Source organism: Arthrobacter sp. YA7-1 (assembly GCF_025960325.1).
GTDB classification, from domain to species: Bacteria; Actinomycetota; Actinomycetes; order Actinomycetales; family Micrococcaceae; genus Arthrobacter; species Arthrobacter bambusae_A.
Genome location: NZ_CP110114.1, coordinates 3,703,894 through 3,720,264 on the forward strand (window position 1 = coordinate 3,703,894; position 16,371 = coordinate 3,720,264).

The following is a 16,371-nucleotide window of genomic DNA, read 5'->3' on the forward strand; positions in this document are numbered from 1 at the left end:
CCAAGCTCAGTACGCCAAGGGCGCGCTCAGCCGGGGTTGCCCTCCTGTTCGGGCTCTTGGTCCGCGGGCGTCCACGTGAGCTTGACCGTGGCTCCGCCGTTGTTCTCGTCGATCCTCAGGCGCAGTTCCTCGCCGTAGAGGAACTCGTGTTCAAAATGCCGTCCGTCAATCCGAGCCGCATCCAGGAGCTTCGTCATCGCCGTTGCCATCGCCCGGCCCCAGTCATGCGGATTCTTGCTGGACGCGTCTTCAAGGGCTGAATAGCTGACCATAGATCAATTGTTCTCCGGCGCACGAAGTTCTGCCAGCGTCAATCTTGGCGCAGGTCCGTGACTGTGGAGACGGGTCAGTTGGCAGGATCCGCAGGCAAGCGAAGTCCCGCCGCGGCCATGTCTGCCGCCAGGACACCAGCGAGCTTGGCATGCCCGGCAGCATTCAGGTGCACGCCGTCCACCAGGTCCCCGGCGACCTGATATTTGGTGATCCAATCGCCCACGCTGAAGAAGGTCGCTCCGGCCTTTGCCGCGATAGTGCCCAGTAGCGCGTCAACCTGCGTACGGCGGCCACCGCCGGCGTTGGTACCCCTTGCCAGGGTTCCGATCATCGCAATCTTCGCCAGCGGATACCTCTTCCTGAGGGCTGCAATGAGCCTGTTGGCATTGCTCGTGATCTGCTCATCGCTCACTTTGCGGGAAGCATCGTTGCCGCCGCCTTGGAGGACGATCAGGGGTGGCGTCCCATACGGCAGTACCCAGTCTCCGCGTTGCAACGCATCGATATAGTTGCCGGTGGTGCTCGTGGCGGCCACGAAACCCGTTCCGCCGCGACCGACTGTGTACACCTTGTAGCCAATGGCGCCCAAGGCTGCCCGCGGCCAGGATCCTTCAGGCTGGGACTGTGAGTCGCCAATCAGGACGGCCGTGTGCCGGACGTCCGCGAGGATGATCTCGTTCCGGTTGTCGCCGGGATTCTTGTACAAGGACCCCACGGGAAGCTTCGACGGGTCCTGCCCCGAATCAACCTTCCTGGGACCTTGGCCCGCTGCCGCCGGACTCCCCGAGGGGGCAATCGGCGCCGCTGTTTGCCTGCCGCCGGATGAGTCGGACGGTACGGTGGCCGCTTGCGAACAGCCGGCCAAGAGCACTCCGGCGGCGATCACGGATGCAGCGAAGCGGAATATGCGAGATTTGTGCATCGTCCTGTACCGGGCTTGCTTTCTGTTCGGTTTAGCGGTGGTGAAGTACCATTCCATTACTCATAGGCGGGTGACGGTGCGAGCCGCCGGCCTGCCTACGTCGGAGTCTATTGGATCGGGACCGGGAAGGTCACCGCGACGTCGGAATTAACCTCGTCGGACGGCCGGTGTGGAAGAATTTCATTTCGCCCCCATCCTTCCGACGCACAGATAGGAACCCCGTGCACGCACCGGCGCCCAAGCCGGGAACCCCACCTGTCCCGGACGTCCGCTTGCGGCGATCATGGACGGGAAGGCTGCGCTCAGCGCAGCTCACGTTGGGCTTTGTCATCGTTTTCTGGGGATTGGGAGTCCTGACCTCAAGTCTTGCCACCGGACCGGACGCGCAGTGGCGGCTCAACGTCGCCCTGACCCCCCGCTCCTTGCCTGATCACTGGGAGGCCATCGTGGCTTCCGCCGCCTGGGCCAGGGATCTGACGGGCTATGTGCTGGATACTGCGTTGGTGCTGCTGCTGGGTGTGCCTTTGGAACGGCGAATGGGGCGGCGAGCGTTCGCCATAGCTGCGGTCTCCAGCCAGATTCTTGGCGTCGGCATTGCCCTTGGATTCCTTGCTGTGGCCCAGGGCCTGCTCGGTAACTGGACCGAGGAGATAGGCAGTCACCTCTTCTTCGGTCCGAGTGCATTCATCATCGGTACGGCGATGGCGGGAACTGCGTCCGTGCCAACCCTGTGGAGGCGCCGCATCCGGCTGGTCGTCTCCGCCCTGCTCCTTCTCCTGGCCCTGTACAGCGGAGGCTTTGCGGATCTGGTCAGGCTCGGCGCCGCAGGTGCGGGCATGGCTCTCGGTCCATTCCTGATGGGCCGTCGGCCGCGGTTCGCGCGCCCGGTCAGTTCCCGGCACGAAGGCCGGGTGCTGCTCTCGCTGCTCATTGCCGCATCGGCGATCGGACCGGTGGTCGCCGGCCTGATCCCGCATGCCGTGGGACCGTTGTCCATCCTGCGTTTCCTGTTTACCAACATCCAACCTGTCGATCCCCAGACACTCCAGAGCCTCTGTTCGGATCCGGCGCAAGCGAAGGACTGTGCCGTCGCACAGCTGCAGTTGCGCGCCGGCGCCGGTGGGATCTTCATGGCCATCCTTCCGTCCTTCCTCCTGCTCCTGCTTGCGGAGGGCCTCCGCCGTGGACGGCGCTTTGCATGGGTGGGGACGCTCGTGATCCAGGTGGGCCTTTCCGTCCTGGCCGGAATTGCACTCGCCGGAGTCCTGCAGCCGTCTACTTCGGACACCGGTGCGAGCGAGGGGATCGTCGCAATCGAAGGTTCGGCCTCCTCGCAGCCATTCACCTTGGCACTCCCCCTCCTTTTGCCCCTTGCGTTGACCATCATCCTGCTCGCAACCCGGAAGCTGTTTCACGTCAAGGCGCCGAAGGGGACTTACAGACGCCTCGCCATCAGGGTTCTCGCGATGGCGGCCGTGCTCAGTGTTGTCTATGTGGGCGCCGGGCTCTTCCTTGCCCGGGAATTCTCCCCTGTTCCGGGGCTGCCGGACCTACTGGCGGATGTCCCTGACCGCTTCCTTCCGCTGGGCTTCGTCCTGGACGTGCCCCCGGCCATCTTCCCCCTGGGCACGGCCGCCGTTCTCGTGTACGAGGGCGTGGGGGTCGTCTTCTGGGCCGTCGCGGGTGTCCTGATCTTCAGGACTTTCCTCCACCAGTCCCACACCCGGCACGACGCCAGTACGGAGCGTGCCCGGAAGGTCATCAAGACGTGGGAGGGAAGCTCGCTGTCCTGGATGACCACCTGGCCGGGAAACATGTACTGGTTCTCAGCGTCCGGGCAGTCCTTTGTCGCCTACCGGGTCAGCACGGGGGTCGCCCTCACGCTCGGCGGCCCGGTGGGCCCCAAATCCGAGATGAAGGCCGTCTTCGACGAATTTGTCCTCTATTGCAGGGGCAATGGGTGGACGCCGTGTTTCTACTCCGTACCCCAGGAATTGCGCGACCACGCTGATGCCTCCGGTTGGAGCTCGGCACAAGTAGCCCAGGAAACGATCCTGCCTTTGCATTCGGTGTCCTTCAAGGGGAAGAAGTTCCAGGACATCCGCACGGCGTTGAACAATGCCTCGAAGGCGGGCATCCGCTACGAATGGACGCGTTACGCCTCGGCGCCGTTCTCCGTCCAGGTCCAGATCGAGGAAATCTCCGAAGAATGGGTGGCTGACAAGAACATGCCCGAAATGGGCTTCACCCTAGGCAGCCTCGACGAGCTCGACGACCCCGAAGTGCGTTGCCTGCTCGCAATCGACCAGCGCCACACCGTTCACGCCGTCACCTCCTGGTTGCCCGTTTACCGCAACGGGCACATCGTGGGCTGGACCCTGGATTTCATGCGACGACGCAGCGGCGGCTTCCGTGCCAGCATCGAATTCCTCATCGCTTCCGCGGCCCTCAGCCTCAAGGATGAAGGATGCGAATTCGTGAGCCTTTCCGGTGCGCCCTTGGCACGGGTCGAAGAGGATCCTTCCGAGATGCCACGCCCGAGGCTCCGATCCCGGCCTCCGGGCAACCTCGACCGCTTGCTCGACTGGTTGGGGGCGACTTTGGAACCGGTGTACGGGTTCAGGTCCCTCTTGGCGTTCAAGGCAAAGTTCCGGCCCCGGTACGAGCCCCTCTACATGCTCTACCCCGATGCCGCGTCCCTGCCTGCCGTTGGAACCGCCGTGGCGCGGGCCTACCTGCCAATGCTCAACCTCGGGGCCGGGCTTGCCTTGGCAGGCCGGATCTTCCGCTGGCCCAAGCGCGCCGGAACCTCAGCTCAAGGCCGCTCCTGAAGCCGGCTACGATTCATGCGACCCTGGCGACGTGTCCGACGGCGGGACCCCGCCGATCGGTACATTGCTGTGGTGCGCTTTGCCGTGGTGAAGTTGCAAGGCACTGAGCACCATGCCGAAATGGCTGAAGGCCTGGGGGACATTGCCAAGTTGCCGGCCCTCCTGGACGTCCCATTCTTCGCTCAACAGTCCCACATCATTGCGCAAGGCCAGAAGCCGCTCGAAGAGTGCCGTCGCCTCCGCGCGGCGCCCGGCCCCCAAAAGCGCGTCCACCATCCAGAAGGAACACGCAAGGAAGACTCCTTCCCTGCCCGGCAGCCCGTCGTCGCTGTCCTGCGGACGGTAGCGCAGCACAAAGCCGTCTTCCGTGAGCTCGCGCTGGATGGCGTCAATGGTGCCGATCACGCGTGGATCGTCGTGCGGCAGGAAGCCTACTTTGGGGATCAGGAGAAGGCTCGCGTCCAGTTCCTTGCTCCCATAGGACTGGACAAAGGTGTTGCGGTCCGCGTCGAATCCGTGGGTCATGACTTCGTCATGGATGGTGTCCCGCAAAGCCTCCCAGCGATCCAAGGGGCCGGGCATCCCCGATTCACGGATTCCGCGGACCATGCGGTCAGCTGCAACCCAGGCCATCACCTTGGAGTGCACGAAGTGCCGCCGCGGGCCGCGTACTTCCCAGAGCCCGTTGTCCGGCTGGTCCCAGGTGCTCTCAAGGTGGCGCATCAGGGCGGTCTGGATTGCCCAGGTCTCATCGCCGACGTTCATCAACGATGCGCGGGTCAGGGACAGGCAGTCGAGGACTTCTCCCCAGACGTCCAGCTGAAGCTGCTCCGCTGCCGCATTCCCGGTGCGCACCGGCGTCGACCCCTGGTACCCCGAAAGCCAGGTCAGCTCCGCCTCAGGCAACCTCCGGCGTCCGTGCAGGCTGTACATGATCTGGAGGTCGGCCGGGTCGCCTGCCACAGCACGCAGGAGCCAGTCCCGCCACGCGGCGGCCTCCTCGGTATAGCCCGCTGCGAGGAAGGCCTGGAGGGTCAACGTGGCGTCACGGAGCCAACAATAGCGGTAGTCCCAGTTCCGCGGGCCGCCGATCTGCTCGGGCAGCGAGGTGGTGGCGGCGGCAACAATGCCCCCGGTGGGCGCGTAGGTGAGGGCCTTCAACGTGATCAAGGAACGCAGTACGGCTTTCCGGTAAGGCCCCCGGACGGTGCAACGCTTGGACCAGTCCATCCAGAACGCCGCGGTGTCGTCGAGCGCGATATCTGCCTCGACCGTGCGTGGCCGCCGTTCGTGGCTCGGAGCCCAGGTCAGCACGAAGGGGATGTGGTCGCCGGCGTTCACCGTGAATTCGCTGACCGTCGTGAAGTCCTTGCCTTTCAACGGCGCCGGGGTCTTGAGGTAGACGGAGTCCGGACCGGCAACGGCGCGGAGGCCATGCCTGTCGCGGCGCACCCAAGGCACGACGTGCCCGTAGTCGAACCTCAGGATCAGCTCGCCGCGCATCTTGACCGTCCCGCGGATCCCTTCAACAACCCGCACGATGTCCGCGACGGCGTCGCGCGGGGGCATGAAGTCGATGACCCGGACGTGCCCCTCCTCGGTTTCCCAGTCTGTTTCCAGGATGAGGGTTCCGTCCCGGTACTGCCGGCGCGTGCAGATTCCCCCGGCCTCAGGCGCCAAAAGCCAGCGCCCTGCTTGCGGTGAATCCAGGAGCGCGGCGAAACACGCGGGCGAATCGAAACGTGGGAGGCACAGCCAGTCTATGGAGCCCGTCGTGCTGACCAGGGCCGCGGTGTGCAGGTCCCCGATCATCGCATAGTCTTCGATTCTCTGGCCGATAGGCGGTTGACCGTTCACAGTCCCTTTCCTAGTGCTGATTCAATGGCGGTTATGGCCTTGGCAGTGATCTCTTCCCGCTGGCCGGAACCTTCCACAGCGAGCACGATACCGCGCTCGGAGTACCGCTCCACCACGGCCTGCGTCTCGTTGCGGTAAAGCTCCAGCCGACGCCGGATCACCGGCGCTGTGTCATCGCTGCGGCCCCGCTCCTGCGCCCTGCGGAGCATTCGCGCCACGAGTTCGTCGTCGTCGACGGTTAGTTCGACGACGGCGTCAAGCTCCTGCCGGTTGCCGGCCAGGATGCCGTCCAAGGCATCGATTTGAGCCGTTGTGCGGGGGTATCCGTCCAGGAGGAACCCAGCCAGGACATCGGCGCCGCCAAGCCGCTGGCGGACCATGGCATTGGTGACGTGATCCGGCACGAACTCGCCGCTGTCCATGTACTTGCTCGCTTCGGCTCCGAGTTCCGTCCTGCCTCCAACGTGCGCGCGGAAGATGTCTCCGGTGGAAATGGCGGGTATACCGAAATGCCCGGCAATATGTTCGGCCTGGGTGCCCTTGCCCGAGCCGGGAGGGCCCATGATGATCAATCGCAAATGTCACCTGTCCGTTCGTGAAGCGGTTTCGCGTGCCCCGGCATTGTGGCTCGAGCTTAGCAACTGCGGAGCGCTCGCGGCAGGGCTTGACTCGCCCCTAGACCGTGGCGGGGTCGGTGTTGGCACCGCAAAGAATCACGGCCACGCGTTCCCCTTCGGCAGGAACATACGCTCCGGAGTTCACGGCCGCGAAAGCAGCTGCTGCGCCGTGTTCCACGACTATCCGGTACTGCTCCCAGAGCAGCGAGCGCGCCGCGGCGATGTCGTCGTCGGACACCAGGACCGTCCGGACGCCCGTGCGGACGGCCACGTCGAAACCGATCCGGCCGATCTGCCGGGCGCCGAGGGAATCCGCGGCGATCCCGGAGACGGCAACGTCGACAGGTGCGCCTGCGGCGAGGGCCGAATAGAGGGTGGGAGCATTGTCCGGTTCGACGCCGACAACCCGGGCGTGGCCTTCGACGGCGGCCGCGATTCCCGCCATGAGCCCGCCGCCGCCAACGGCCACCACCACGGTGTCGATGTCGCCCAGCTGGTCCAGGAGCTCCGAGCCCACGGTTCCGGCCCCCGCGGCGATTTCGGCTTGGTCGTAGGCATGGCAGTAGACCGCCCCGGTTTCCGTGGCGTAGTCGAGGGCGGCCTCAAATGCTTCGGCGTACTCGGTTCCGCGCTGGACCACCGTGGCTCCGCTGGCCTTGAGTTTCCTGACCTTCACGGCAGGGGCGGTTTCCGGGACAAAAACGGTTGCGGGCACACCGAGTTGGGCTGCGGCGTAGGCATTCGCCAACCCCGCGTTGCCGCCCGAGGCGACGACGATCCCGATTTCTTCCTTGAGCTCGCCGCGTTCCCGTGCGGCCAGCACACGGTTGAGCGCGCCCCTCGCCTTGAACGTCCCCGTGTGCTGCATGAACTCGCATTTGAACCACAATTGTCCGGCCACCGTCCCGGCATCCGCCTCGAAGACGGGTGTGCGGCGGATCCTCCCCGCAATCCGGGCAGCGGCTTCATCGACGTCGACGCGTGTGATCATGGGAGGTCCTCGTTCCGTGCGGTCCGATCGTGGGCAGGCGCTAGCCTCAGGCTATCGCCTACCGTGTGGGCTCACGCCGGTGGGGACTTAGAAGGACTCGACGTCGGCCGATCCGAGCTGCTGCCGGCGGGCCTGGCGGTTCCGCAACCAACGGCGGGCAAGGTCCACGGCGGCCCAGATTCCAGCGAGGGGAGACAGCACAACCACGCCGTAGATGAAGATCAGCCACGTCAGGATTGCCAAGGGCTGCTGGGCTCCGCTCAACCAGGACAACCCGCCGAGCAAGCCGATTGTCCAGAACAAAACCACGCCCAAGAGCACGGCTCCCGCCGGAAAATACTCGCTCCTCACTACAGCCATCAGCGTCTCCACCGGCTGCCACCTGCCTTCCATCACCGCGCCCGAATAACTTCAGTATGCATCCGCAAAAACGCCGGACACGGTCAGCGCGCGGGCGAAGTGACGAACATAACCACGAGGGCCGTGTCGCCACGGATTTCAGGGCCTATGTGAAGGGACGAATGGCGGCGTAATCTGTAAACACGCACGCTCGATAGCTGGAAAAATGGCTCCGAAGAACAGCCCGAAAAGTGGTTTGGCGCGGGTCCTGCGAAGGATCTTCGGATTCTTCGTGGTGAGTGCGCTGTGCGGCGTGCTGGCTGCCGGGCTCGTGGTCCCCGGCGTAGCGTCGGCCGGGATGGCCGTCAGCGGTTCGATCGAGTACTTCAACAACCTCCCGGGTGATCTGGTGGTCAACCCGCCGTCGCAGTCCACGAAAGTGCTCAGCGCGGACGGAAGGACGATCGCCACCTTCTATGCCGAGAACCGGGTTCGGGTCAGCCTGGACCAGATGTCGCCCTACATCAAGGAAGCGATTGTCGCCATCGAGGACAACCGCTTCTACGAGCACGGCGGCATTGACCCCCAAGGGATTCTCAGGGCATTGGCATCCAATTTCACCAAGGGCACCAACGAGGGTGCCTCGACCCTGACCCAGCAGTACGTGACCAACGTACTCAACGAGTCCCGTTTGGCGGCAGGCCAGACCGGGCAAGTGGTGCTCAGCGGTCAGAAAACCATTGGCGACAAGGTGCGCGAAATGAAACTCGCCGTCGAACTGGAGAAGAAATTCACTAAAGACCAGATCCTGGAGGGCTACCTCAATATCGTGTTCTTCAACCGGGACGCGTACGGCATCGAAGCCGCGGCGCAGCACTTCTTCAGCGTTTCCGCCAAGGACCTGAGTCTTCCGCAGGCCGCCCTGCTCGCCGGCCTCGTCAATAGCCCCAGCTACTTCGACCCCTCCGTCCATCCGGACAACGCCATCCAGCGCCGCAACCTGGTGCTGTCCGACATGCTCGCTCAGGGCAAGATCCAGCAGGCAGCGTATGCCGCCGCCGTCGTCACTCCCTTGAAGCTCACCATCACACCAGCGAAGCAAGGCTGCGCCGCCGCAAACATGGCCGCGTACTTTTGCGACTACATCTCCCACCTCATCCTCAACAACCCTGCGTACGGTGCCAGCGTCACGGACCGGGAACAGCTCCTGTACAGCGGCGGCTTGACGATCACCACCACGCTGGACAGCCGGCTCCAGGCAGTCGCCCAAACACAGGTCGATGCCACGGCAGGCGCGAACCCGGACAAATGGGGCGCCTCCTTGGTCACAGTGCAGCCCGGCACGGGCAAGATCCTGGCCATGGCGCAAAACACGGTATTTCTTCCCCAACCCAGAAAATTCGATACCCAACTCAACTTCAATGTCGATTCCAAAGACGCCAACGGCAATGATCTCAACGGAGCCGGAGGCTTCCAGCCGGGTTCCGCCATGAAGCCGTTCACTTTCACGGAGTGGCTCAACGAGGGCAAGTCCATGACCACGGTGGTGGACGCGTCGAGGAGGGTCTACCCACTAGGATTCCCTTGGAGGGACAGCTGCGGGCGGGTACTGGGCGGCTACAGCACGGCCCAGAGAATTGCCGGCCTGGGCACAGCTGACGATCTCCGCAACAACGACGAGGGCTACTACCGTCCCATGCCCGTCAACTATGGGCTCTACAACTCCATCAACACCGCAACCTTTGCCGAGGCGGCCCAACTGGACTTCTGCGGCATCCAGAAGGTGGTGGACGCGGTGGGCCTCCACAGTGGCGTGGACAACGCACCGGTCAACATGCACCAATTGGGCAATCTCCTCGGCGGCACCGAAATATCGCCGCTCGTGATGGCCGACGCCTTTGCCACTTTCGCCGACGACGGCACGTACTGCTCGCCGATCGCCATTGTGGGCATCACCGATCCCTCCGGCGGGAAGCTGCCCGCCCAAGCCGGTTCATGCCACCCCGCCATCAAGCCCGAGGTTGCCCGGGGCGTCAACTCGGCACTCCAGGACGTCTTGAAGCGGGGATCCGGCATTTACATTCAGCCGAAAGTCCAGGACATGTTCCCCACCGCGGCAAAAACGGGAACGAACAACAGCAACGGCTCCACGTGGGTGGTCGGATACACCACGGGGCTCGCCACGGCGTCCTTCTTCGGCGACACCATGGCAGGACAGAGCCGGGCCGGACAAAACGTCACGATCAACGGCAAGTTCTACACCGCCATCGACGGATACATGCTGGCGGGGCCGCAGTGGGCCAACTACATGACACAGGTCGCCGGGCTGTACCCGGCGGCTGCTTTCCCTGCGCCGCCCGCGTCCATGACGGGCACGCCCCCGCCGAGTCCTTCCCGGTGAGAATTCCGGTCGATGAGGGACACGACGGCCTGCACAACCCCGGGGGTTACGCGGATTTCCTGTGAGTTCCGGAAGAGTTCGGCTACCCGCAATTGAACCTGTCGTGAACGTTTCTGCCGTGCGGCCCAATTCGGGGGACGGAGGCCCTCCCCGCAACAAGAATCAATCGGGGACGCATTCTCGAACGATAAGAACGCAATAGCGAAGGGTCTTACTTCCATGAAGACAGCCAAGAAAAACAGGCTTGCCACAGCAGCGGTCCTGGGGGCCGTGCTGGTGGCCGGGTCCGCGGTGGCGCCGGCGATGGCCGACGACGCTTCACGCGGCGGCCAGGACGTCCAGGGCCAGCAGGCATCAGACGGCAGCAAGGGCCAGGGCGGCCAGGGCGAAACGGCGAAGCACGTCCTGCTGCTTTCGGTGGACGGCCTTCACCAGAAGGACCTGGATCTCTACGTGAAGAACCACCCGACGTCGGCGCTCGCGTCGCTGGTCAACCACGGCACCAGCTACACGCACGCCCAGACTCCCGTGCCCTCGGATTCCTTCCCCGGCATGGTCGGCCAGCTGACCGGCGGCAATCCCGGGACCACCGGCGTCTACTATGACGACACCTTCAACCGGGCACTCCTGCCGGCAGGCACTACGGATTGCAAGAACACCGCGCCCGGCGCCGAGGTGGCCTTCACCGAAGCGGCGGACAAGGACCAGAACGCCCTCGACGCCGGCCAGGGCCTGCCCGGGCTTCCGGGCAGCATCCTGAACATGACCGGACAGCCCGGTTCGCTCCTGGACCCCGCAGCCCTCCCGGTTGACCCGGCGACGTGCAAGCCGGTCTACCCGCACCAGTACTTGAAGGTGAACACGGTCTTCGAAGTGGCGAAGAGCGCTGGCCTGACCACCGCATGGTCGGATAAGCACCCGGCCTATGAAATCCTGAACGGCCCTTCCGGGAAGGGCCTGGATGACCTCTTCACCCCGGAAATCAACAGCAAGGCCGCCGCTCCGTTTACTGGCGACTGGACGCAGGACAACGCCGCTACCCAGCAGTACGACGGCTACAAGGTCCAGGCCGTGCTGAACGAGATCGACGGCAAGGACCACTCCGGCACCAAGACAGCCGGAGTACCGGGCATCTTCGGGATGAACTTCCAGGCCGTCTCGACGGCACAGAAGCTCCCGACGTCGGACGGCCTCACCGGAGGTTACCTTCAGGGCGGCACCGTCCCCGGGCCGCTTTTGAGCAAAGCCCTGGACTTCGTCAACGCTTCCGTGGGCAAGTTCGAGTCCGAGCTGGCCGCTTCCGGTCACGCCAAGGACACCACGGTGATGCTTTCGGCCAAGCACGGACAGTCGCCGATGGACTCTTCGACGCTGACCAGGGTTCCTGACAGCGCAATCATCGATGGCCTGAACGCGGCATGGAAGTCGGCGCACCCCGGCTCGGCAGACCTCGTGGCCTTCTCCACCGACGACGACATCATGCAGCTGTGGCTTTCGGACCACTCGCAGGCGGCAGCCAAGTTCGCCAAGGACTACCTGGCAGCGCACTCGGCCGCCGGCAACGACGTCAACGGTGCCGCCAAGACCGTGACAACCTCGGGGTTGAGCAAGGTCTACGCGGGCAGTGAGGTTGCAAACTACTTCGGCACCAAAACCAGCGACGCACGCTACCCGGACATCCTGGGCATCGCCCAGACCGGCGTGGTGTACACGGGCGGCAAGGCCAAGATCGCTGAACACGGCGGAGCCAGCGCGGACGACCGCGATGTGCCCCTCGTGATCTCAGGCGGCAACGACCAACACGCCCGGACCGTGACCACCGCCGTTGAGACGACGCAGATTGCGCCGACCATCCTGAAGACGCTTGGCCTGGATCCGAACAAGCTGCAGGCCGTGCAGATCGAGGGGACCAAGGCACTCCCCCAGCGCTGATCCAGCGCACTTCGAACACTGGAGGGGCCCCGCGGCCGGACGGCCGCGGGGCCCCTCCAGTGTGATCTTCGAACCCGTGGCCGCACGAAATGAACCGTTCGGCTGGCGAAGCTGCATTGGGCGCCACGCGACGTCTGCTTACAATCAAACGTCAGCAACTACTGAGGGAACCATGAAGAAAATCACCACAGCCCTGCTCGCGGCCGGGCTCGTCCTCTCCGCATCGGCTTGCTCCGCACCGCAGCAGCTGAGCACCGCGGACACCTGCAGCCGGGTCAAGACCGTCATCTCGAACCCCACGAACACCACGGACAAAACGGGAACCATCCGGGTAGCCAACCAGCTCCGCCCGATCGAAACCGTGTCCTCGGATGAGCTGAAGCCCACCCTGAAGACGATCGTGGACTACCTTGACGAGTCCTCGAAGGACAGCCCGGATACCGCGAAGCTCAACGCGCTGAAGAACGATTACCAGAACGCGGGCACCAACTACAGCAAGTACTGCGGCGGCTAAAGCCAGCTTGCATTCCGGACCCGAGGACTGGCCATGGCTGCCCAGTCCTCGGGTGCATTGCGTCGGTATGGCGTGCGCTGTGTCGGCTTCATCCTGCCTGTGAACGGACGCTGACCGCATGGATGGTTCGAACCCGCGGGACGTTTTCCGGATTCCCGGCTACCTGGCTTTCTGGTCGGCCTACACAGTGTCGGGTTTTGGAACCTACATCACCACTTTGGCCCTGCAGGTCCTGGTGCTGGATTCGCTCCGAGGAACAGCAACCGACGTCGGTCTGCTGAACGCTGCCCGGTGGCTCCCCTATCTCTTCTTCGGATTGCTCGCAGGTGCCCTCGTCGACCGACGGCCGCGGAAGCCCGTGCTCGTGGGAACAGACCTTGCGCGGGGCATCCTCCTGCTGGCCATTCCTGTTCTCTACGCCGTGGGACGGCTGAACCTCGTTGTCCTCATCGTCTTCGTAGCTTTCTTCGGCGTGTTCTCCCTCTTCGGCGACGCGGCATCCCAGTCGTTCCTCCCTCGGATCGTGGGCAGGCGGGACTTGCTGGCTGCACACGCGAGGGCCGACCAAAGCGATGCCGTCGCCCAGACTTCCGGCCCGCTGGTTGCCGGCGGCTTGGTCACGCTCCTGGGGGCTCCCTTCGCTGTCCTCGCCGACGCCGTGTCCTATCTCTTTTCCGCGCTGGCGATCTCCCGGGTGCGTGTTGTGGAGCCCCGGGAAGTATCCGGCTCATCCCTGCGAGGCCTCCGCGCGGAGATCGCCGAGGGACTCCGCTGGGTCTACCGGCACCGCGTTCTTGCGCCAATGGCCGTCGGATCCCACGTCTGGTTCCTCGCCAACAGCATGCTCGGAACAGTCTTCGTATCCTTCGTCTTGCTCGAATTGAGGTTGTCGCCTTTCGAGCTTGGCATCACGCTGGCGGCCGCCGGCGTCGCGGGGCTGCTCGGGAGCAGCTTCTCGACCAGGTTCGGGATGCGATGGGGTGCCGGGCGTGCGGTGATCATTTGCAATTTCCTCATGTCGGTCGGCTGGGCGATCATCGCCGTCGTGCCTACCGGCAACGGACAGAAGTGGCTCGTGATTCTCTTGCTGGCCGCGGGGCAGGCCGTCTACGGACTGGCCCTGGGACTGAGCAACGCGAACGAGATGGGTTACCGGCAAGCGGTAACACCGGACCATCTGCAAGGACGCATGAACACCACAATTCGGTCCGCGAACCGCGCGATGATCGTGGTCGGCGCACCGGCCGGCGGACTCCTCGCGGTATCAATCGGATACCAGCCGACGTTGTGGATCGGAATTGCGGGATTCGCGGCGGCGGCGTTGCTCCTTGCGGCCTCTCCGTTCCGCTCTGCGCGGCACGGCGACGCTGTCCAGGGCAGACGCCAGTAAGGGCTGGAGCTTCGCGACCCGCAGCCCGGCCGCCGTTACAGCGCGGTGTGCTTCCCGAACGGATGGTGGCCCGTGGCCGGCTGTCCGTGGCTCCCCAGCCATTCGGACAGGGCCTCGCGCAAGATCTCGCTGGGCGTGAGGCTAAGCGTTTGTGAAGCCGACTCCAGGGCGCGGTCCAGTTCTCCGGGAATCTGGAAGTCCAAGGGCGAGGGACGGCGGTCTTCCTGCGATTCGGAAGGCACGCCATCGCCGCGCAACAGCTTGCCGACGGCTGGCTTCATGTCATCTTCAGTCCACGCCGAAAGGCGCTCGAAATGACTCACATCTCGTGTCATGATTTTCCCTCCCATCAATCAAGCATCCTCCGTTGTCGGGCCGCCGTCACCCTCTGCGAGTAATTACTCTCTAACCATCGCGAATTGCGTCGGGCGCGCGGCGAGGCCACGGGTTCATGTCCCGATTTGGCGGCCCTGTTGGCTGGTCCCGGCGGAGGTCGACCGGGCCCGTTCGAAGACCCAGGAGTCGCAGAACGGACCCGGCGCTCACGCTTAAGGGTGAGACCGCGACGGACATCGATCAGCGCAGGGCTGGTGCCGTCAGAGTGATCTTAGGGCTTGGGCGGATTCCGGTCTAGGGAATCGAAGGACCGGGGTTGTAAAACCTTGACCGCTCTTTCCCTGCAGGAGGCCTAGTGGGAGGATGCCTATAGGTGCGGACCAGCTACGAGAAGGACGGGAAACGGCATGTCGACCCAGGAATCCGTGGAAACAGAGCGCAAGTACGACGCCGACTTGGAAACGCCCCTTCCCGCGTTCGAGGACATCACCGGCGTCGAACAGGTCGCAGATCCTGCGGATCATCAACTCGAGGCCGTCTACTTCGATACAGAAGGCCTGGTCCTTGCCAAGCACCGGATCACCTTGCGGCGCCGCTCCGGAGGCATCGATTCAGGCTGGCATTTGAAACTGCCGGCAGACCGGGACAACCGCGTGGAGATCCAGGCGCCGCTGGGGCAGCCTGAGATCGTCCCGGAGGAGCTGGCGGAGCGTCTCATCGTCTTCACCCGCGGCGAGGAGCTCAGGCCCGTGGCCAGGATCCATACCCGCCGCACTTTGCACCGGCTACACGGAAGCGACGACGTCACGCTGGCCGATTTCATGGATGACCACGTGACCGCAGAGACCTTGCACCCGAGGCAACTGGAGAGGCGCTGGCGGGAATGGGAAATCGAGCTGGTCCACGGCGACGAATCCCTGTTCGAGAGCGCGGAGAGTGTCTTGTCAGAGGCCGGCGCAACCCCCTCCGGGCATGCGTCCAAGCTTGCGCGTGCCTTTGGCACGGCCTGGCCGGCAGCCGTGCCGGCGCCGCCGAAAGCACGTCGGAAGGGTTCTGCGGGCGACGCAATAGTTGCCTACATCGCCGCGCAGATCGCTGAAATCACCGAACTGGATTCCGGAGTCCGGCAAGGCGTCGACGACGCTGTTCACCGCATGCGCTCGGCCACCCGCAGGCTCCGCTCGACGTTGTCCGCTTACGGCAAGCTCTTCGACGCCGATGCCGTGGATCAGCTCAAGGCCGAACTCAAATGGCTGAGCAAGGTCCTGGGCAAGGCACGGGATGCCGAGGTGTTGCGGGACCGGATCGGGGAATTGATGAATGAACAACCCGACGGCTCGGTGTCCGCTCCAGCTGCCAGCAGGATCAATGACGAACTCGAGGCCGCCTTCAACTCCGGGTATCGCGAGATGCTCCGCTCCTTGGGAACGAAACGCTATTTCCGGCTCCTGGAGTCACTCGAGGAATTCCGCGACGAGCCTCCCGCGAAACCTCGTGCGGGGAAGAAGGCCCGTCCCGTCACGGCCAAGCTGGCCGGGAAAGCGGTCAAGCGGTTGCGCCGGTCCCAGAAGGCAGCGGCCGGGCAAACCGGCGTCGAAGGCGACAGGGCATTGCATCAGGTCCGTAAAGACGCAAAACGGCTGCGCCATGCAGCCGAAGCGCTGCGGGACGTCCACAGGAAACCCGCTGTGAAACTGGCCCGCAACGCCCAGAAGATCCAGAAGATCCTAGGAGAGCACCAGGACAGCGTTGTCAGCCGCTCGGTGCTGCTCCGGCTCGCGAGCGATACCGGCGGATCGGTGGAGGACAACTCGCCATACCGCCCCTTGCTCGCTGCCGAAGAGCAGCGAGCAGCGGATTCCGGGGCACGTTATGAAAAGCTCGCCAAGAAGAAGCGCCTACATCCCCTGTGATGAACGTAACGGTGAGGGAGATGGCTAAGCGGCACGTGGATTGGATCTCAGAGGC

The 16,371-nt window shown here is 64.3% G+C and carries 13 protein-coding genes; 6 read left to right on the top strand and 7 right to left on the bottom strand.

The features are described 5' to 3' along the window. Window positions 1-26: 26 nt before the first annotated feature. Together OIT41_RS17305 and OIT41_RS17310 are read right to left on the bottom strand one after the other, a co-directional pair. Window positions 27-272 carry a hypothetical protein gene (locus OIT41_RS17305; RefSeq protein ID WP_241710297.1) on the bottom strand — a complete coding sequence of 82 codons (246 nt, stop codon included), beginning with the start codon at window positions 270-272 and terminating at the stop codon, window positions 27-29. 74 nt (window positions 273-346) lie between these two features. Next, window positions 347-1,195 (bottom strand): SGNH/GDSL hydrolase family protein, encoded by an 849-nt coding sequence (locus OIT41_RS17310; RefSeq protein ID WP_264636961.1) that lies wholly within the window; start codon window positions 1,193-1,195, stop codon window positions 347-349. A gap of 221 nt (window positions 1,196-1,416) precedes the next feature. Between OIT41_RS17310 and OIT41_RS17315 the strand changes: the two genes are divergently transcribed. Beyond that, window positions 1,417-4,026 (top strand): bifunctional lysylphosphatidylglycerol flippase/synthetase MprF, encoded by a 2,610-nt coding sequence (locus OIT41_RS17315; RefSeq protein ID WP_264636962.1) that lies wholly within the window; start codon window positions 1,417-1,419, stop codon window positions 4,024-4,026. A gap of 6 nt (window positions 4,027-4,032) precedes the next feature. On the opposite strand, the gene OIT41_RS17320 is transcribed toward OIT41_RS17315, so the two are convergent. The 4 genes from OIT41_RS17320 to OIT41_RS17335 all read right to left on the bottom strand — a co-directional run bounded on the left by OIT41_RS17320 (window position 4,033) and on the right by OIT41_RS17335 (window position 7,851). Then, window positions 4,033-5,838 carry a glycoside hydrolase family 15 protein gene (locus OIT41_RS17320; RefSeq protein WP_241710310.1) on the bottom strand — a complete coding sequence of 602 codons (1,806 nt, stop codon included), beginning with the start codon at window positions 5,836-5,838 and terminating at the stop codon, window positions 4,033-4,035. Window positions 5,839-5,879: 41 nt separating this feature from the next. Beyond that, window positions 5,880-6,455 (bottom strand): adenylate kinase, encoded by a 576-nt coding sequence (locus OIT41_RS17325; RefSeq protein WP_241710294.1) that lies wholly within the window; start codon window positions 6,453-6,455, stop codon window positions 5,880-5,882. 103 nt (window positions 6,456-6,558) lie between these two features. Continuing rightward, window positions 6,559-7,491, bottom strand: coding sequence for a threonine/serine dehydratase (locus OIT41_RS17330; protein ID WP_241710293.1), 933 nt, complete (start codon window positions 7,489-7,491; stop codon window positions 6,559-6,561). A gap of 87 nt (window positions 7,492-7,578) precedes the next feature. Next, window positions 7,579-7,851: a hypothetical protein gene (locus OIT41_RS17335; RefSeq protein ID WP_241710292.1), complete on the bottom strand. Its 273-nt coding sequence runs from the start codon at window positions 7,849-7,851 to the stop codon at window positions 7,579-7,581. 205 nt (window positions 7,852-8,056) lie between these two features. Between OIT41_RS17335 and OIT41_RS17340 the strand changes: the two genes are divergently transcribed. The 4 genes from OIT41_RS17340 to OIT41_RS17355 all read left to right on the top strand — a co-directional run bounded on the left by OIT41_RS17340 (window position 8,057) and on the right by OIT41_RS17355 (window position 14,067). Next, window positions 8,057-10,231 (top strand): transglycosylase domain-containing protein, encoded by a 2,175-nt coding sequence (locus tag OIT41_RS17340; protein WP_241710291.1) that lies wholly within the window; start codon window positions 8,057-8,059, stop codon window positions 10,229-10,231. Between the two features lie 219 nt (window positions 10,232-10,450). Then, complete coding sequence (locus OIT41_RS17345; RefSeq protein WP_241710290.1) at window positions 10,451-12,163, top strand: alkaline phosphatase family protein; 1,713 nt, start codon at window positions 10,451-10,453, stop codon at window positions 12,161-12,163. 172 nt (window positions 12,164-12,335) lie between these two features. Further along, the gene (locus OIT41_RS17350; protein ID WP_241710289.1) at window positions 12,336-12,677 is read left to right on the top strand and encodes a hypothetical protein; all 342 of its coding nucleotides are present in this window, start codon (window positions 12,336-12,338) and stop codon (window positions 12,675-12,677) included. A gap of 118 nt (window positions 12,678-12,795) precedes the next feature. Then, on the top strand, window positions 12,796-14,067 hold the full coding sequence (locus OIT41_RS17355; protein ID WP_241710288.1) for an MFS transporter: 1,272 nt from the start codon (window positions 12,796-12,798) through the stop codon (window positions 14,065-14,067). 35 nt (window positions 14,068-14,102) lie between these two features. Here the strand turns inward: OIT41_RS17355 and OIT41_RS17360 are convergent, their stop codons facing one another. After that, window positions 14,103-14,402 carry a hypothetical protein gene (locus OIT41_RS17360; protein ID WP_139359653.1) on the bottom strand — a complete coding sequence of 100 codons (300 nt, stop codon included), beginning with the start codon at window positions 14,400-14,402 and terminating at the stop codon, window positions 14,103-14,105. Between the two features lie 408 nt (window positions 14,403-14,810). Between OIT41_RS17360 and OIT41_RS17365 the strand changes: the two genes are divergently transcribed. Beyond that, window positions 14,811-16,316: a CYTH and CHAD domain-containing protein gene (locus OIT41_RS17365; protein ID WP_241710287.1), complete on the top strand. Its 1,506-nt coding sequence runs from the start codon at window positions 14,811-14,813 to the stop codon at window positions 16,314-16,316. Window positions 16,317-16,371 lie beyond the last annotated feature (55 nt).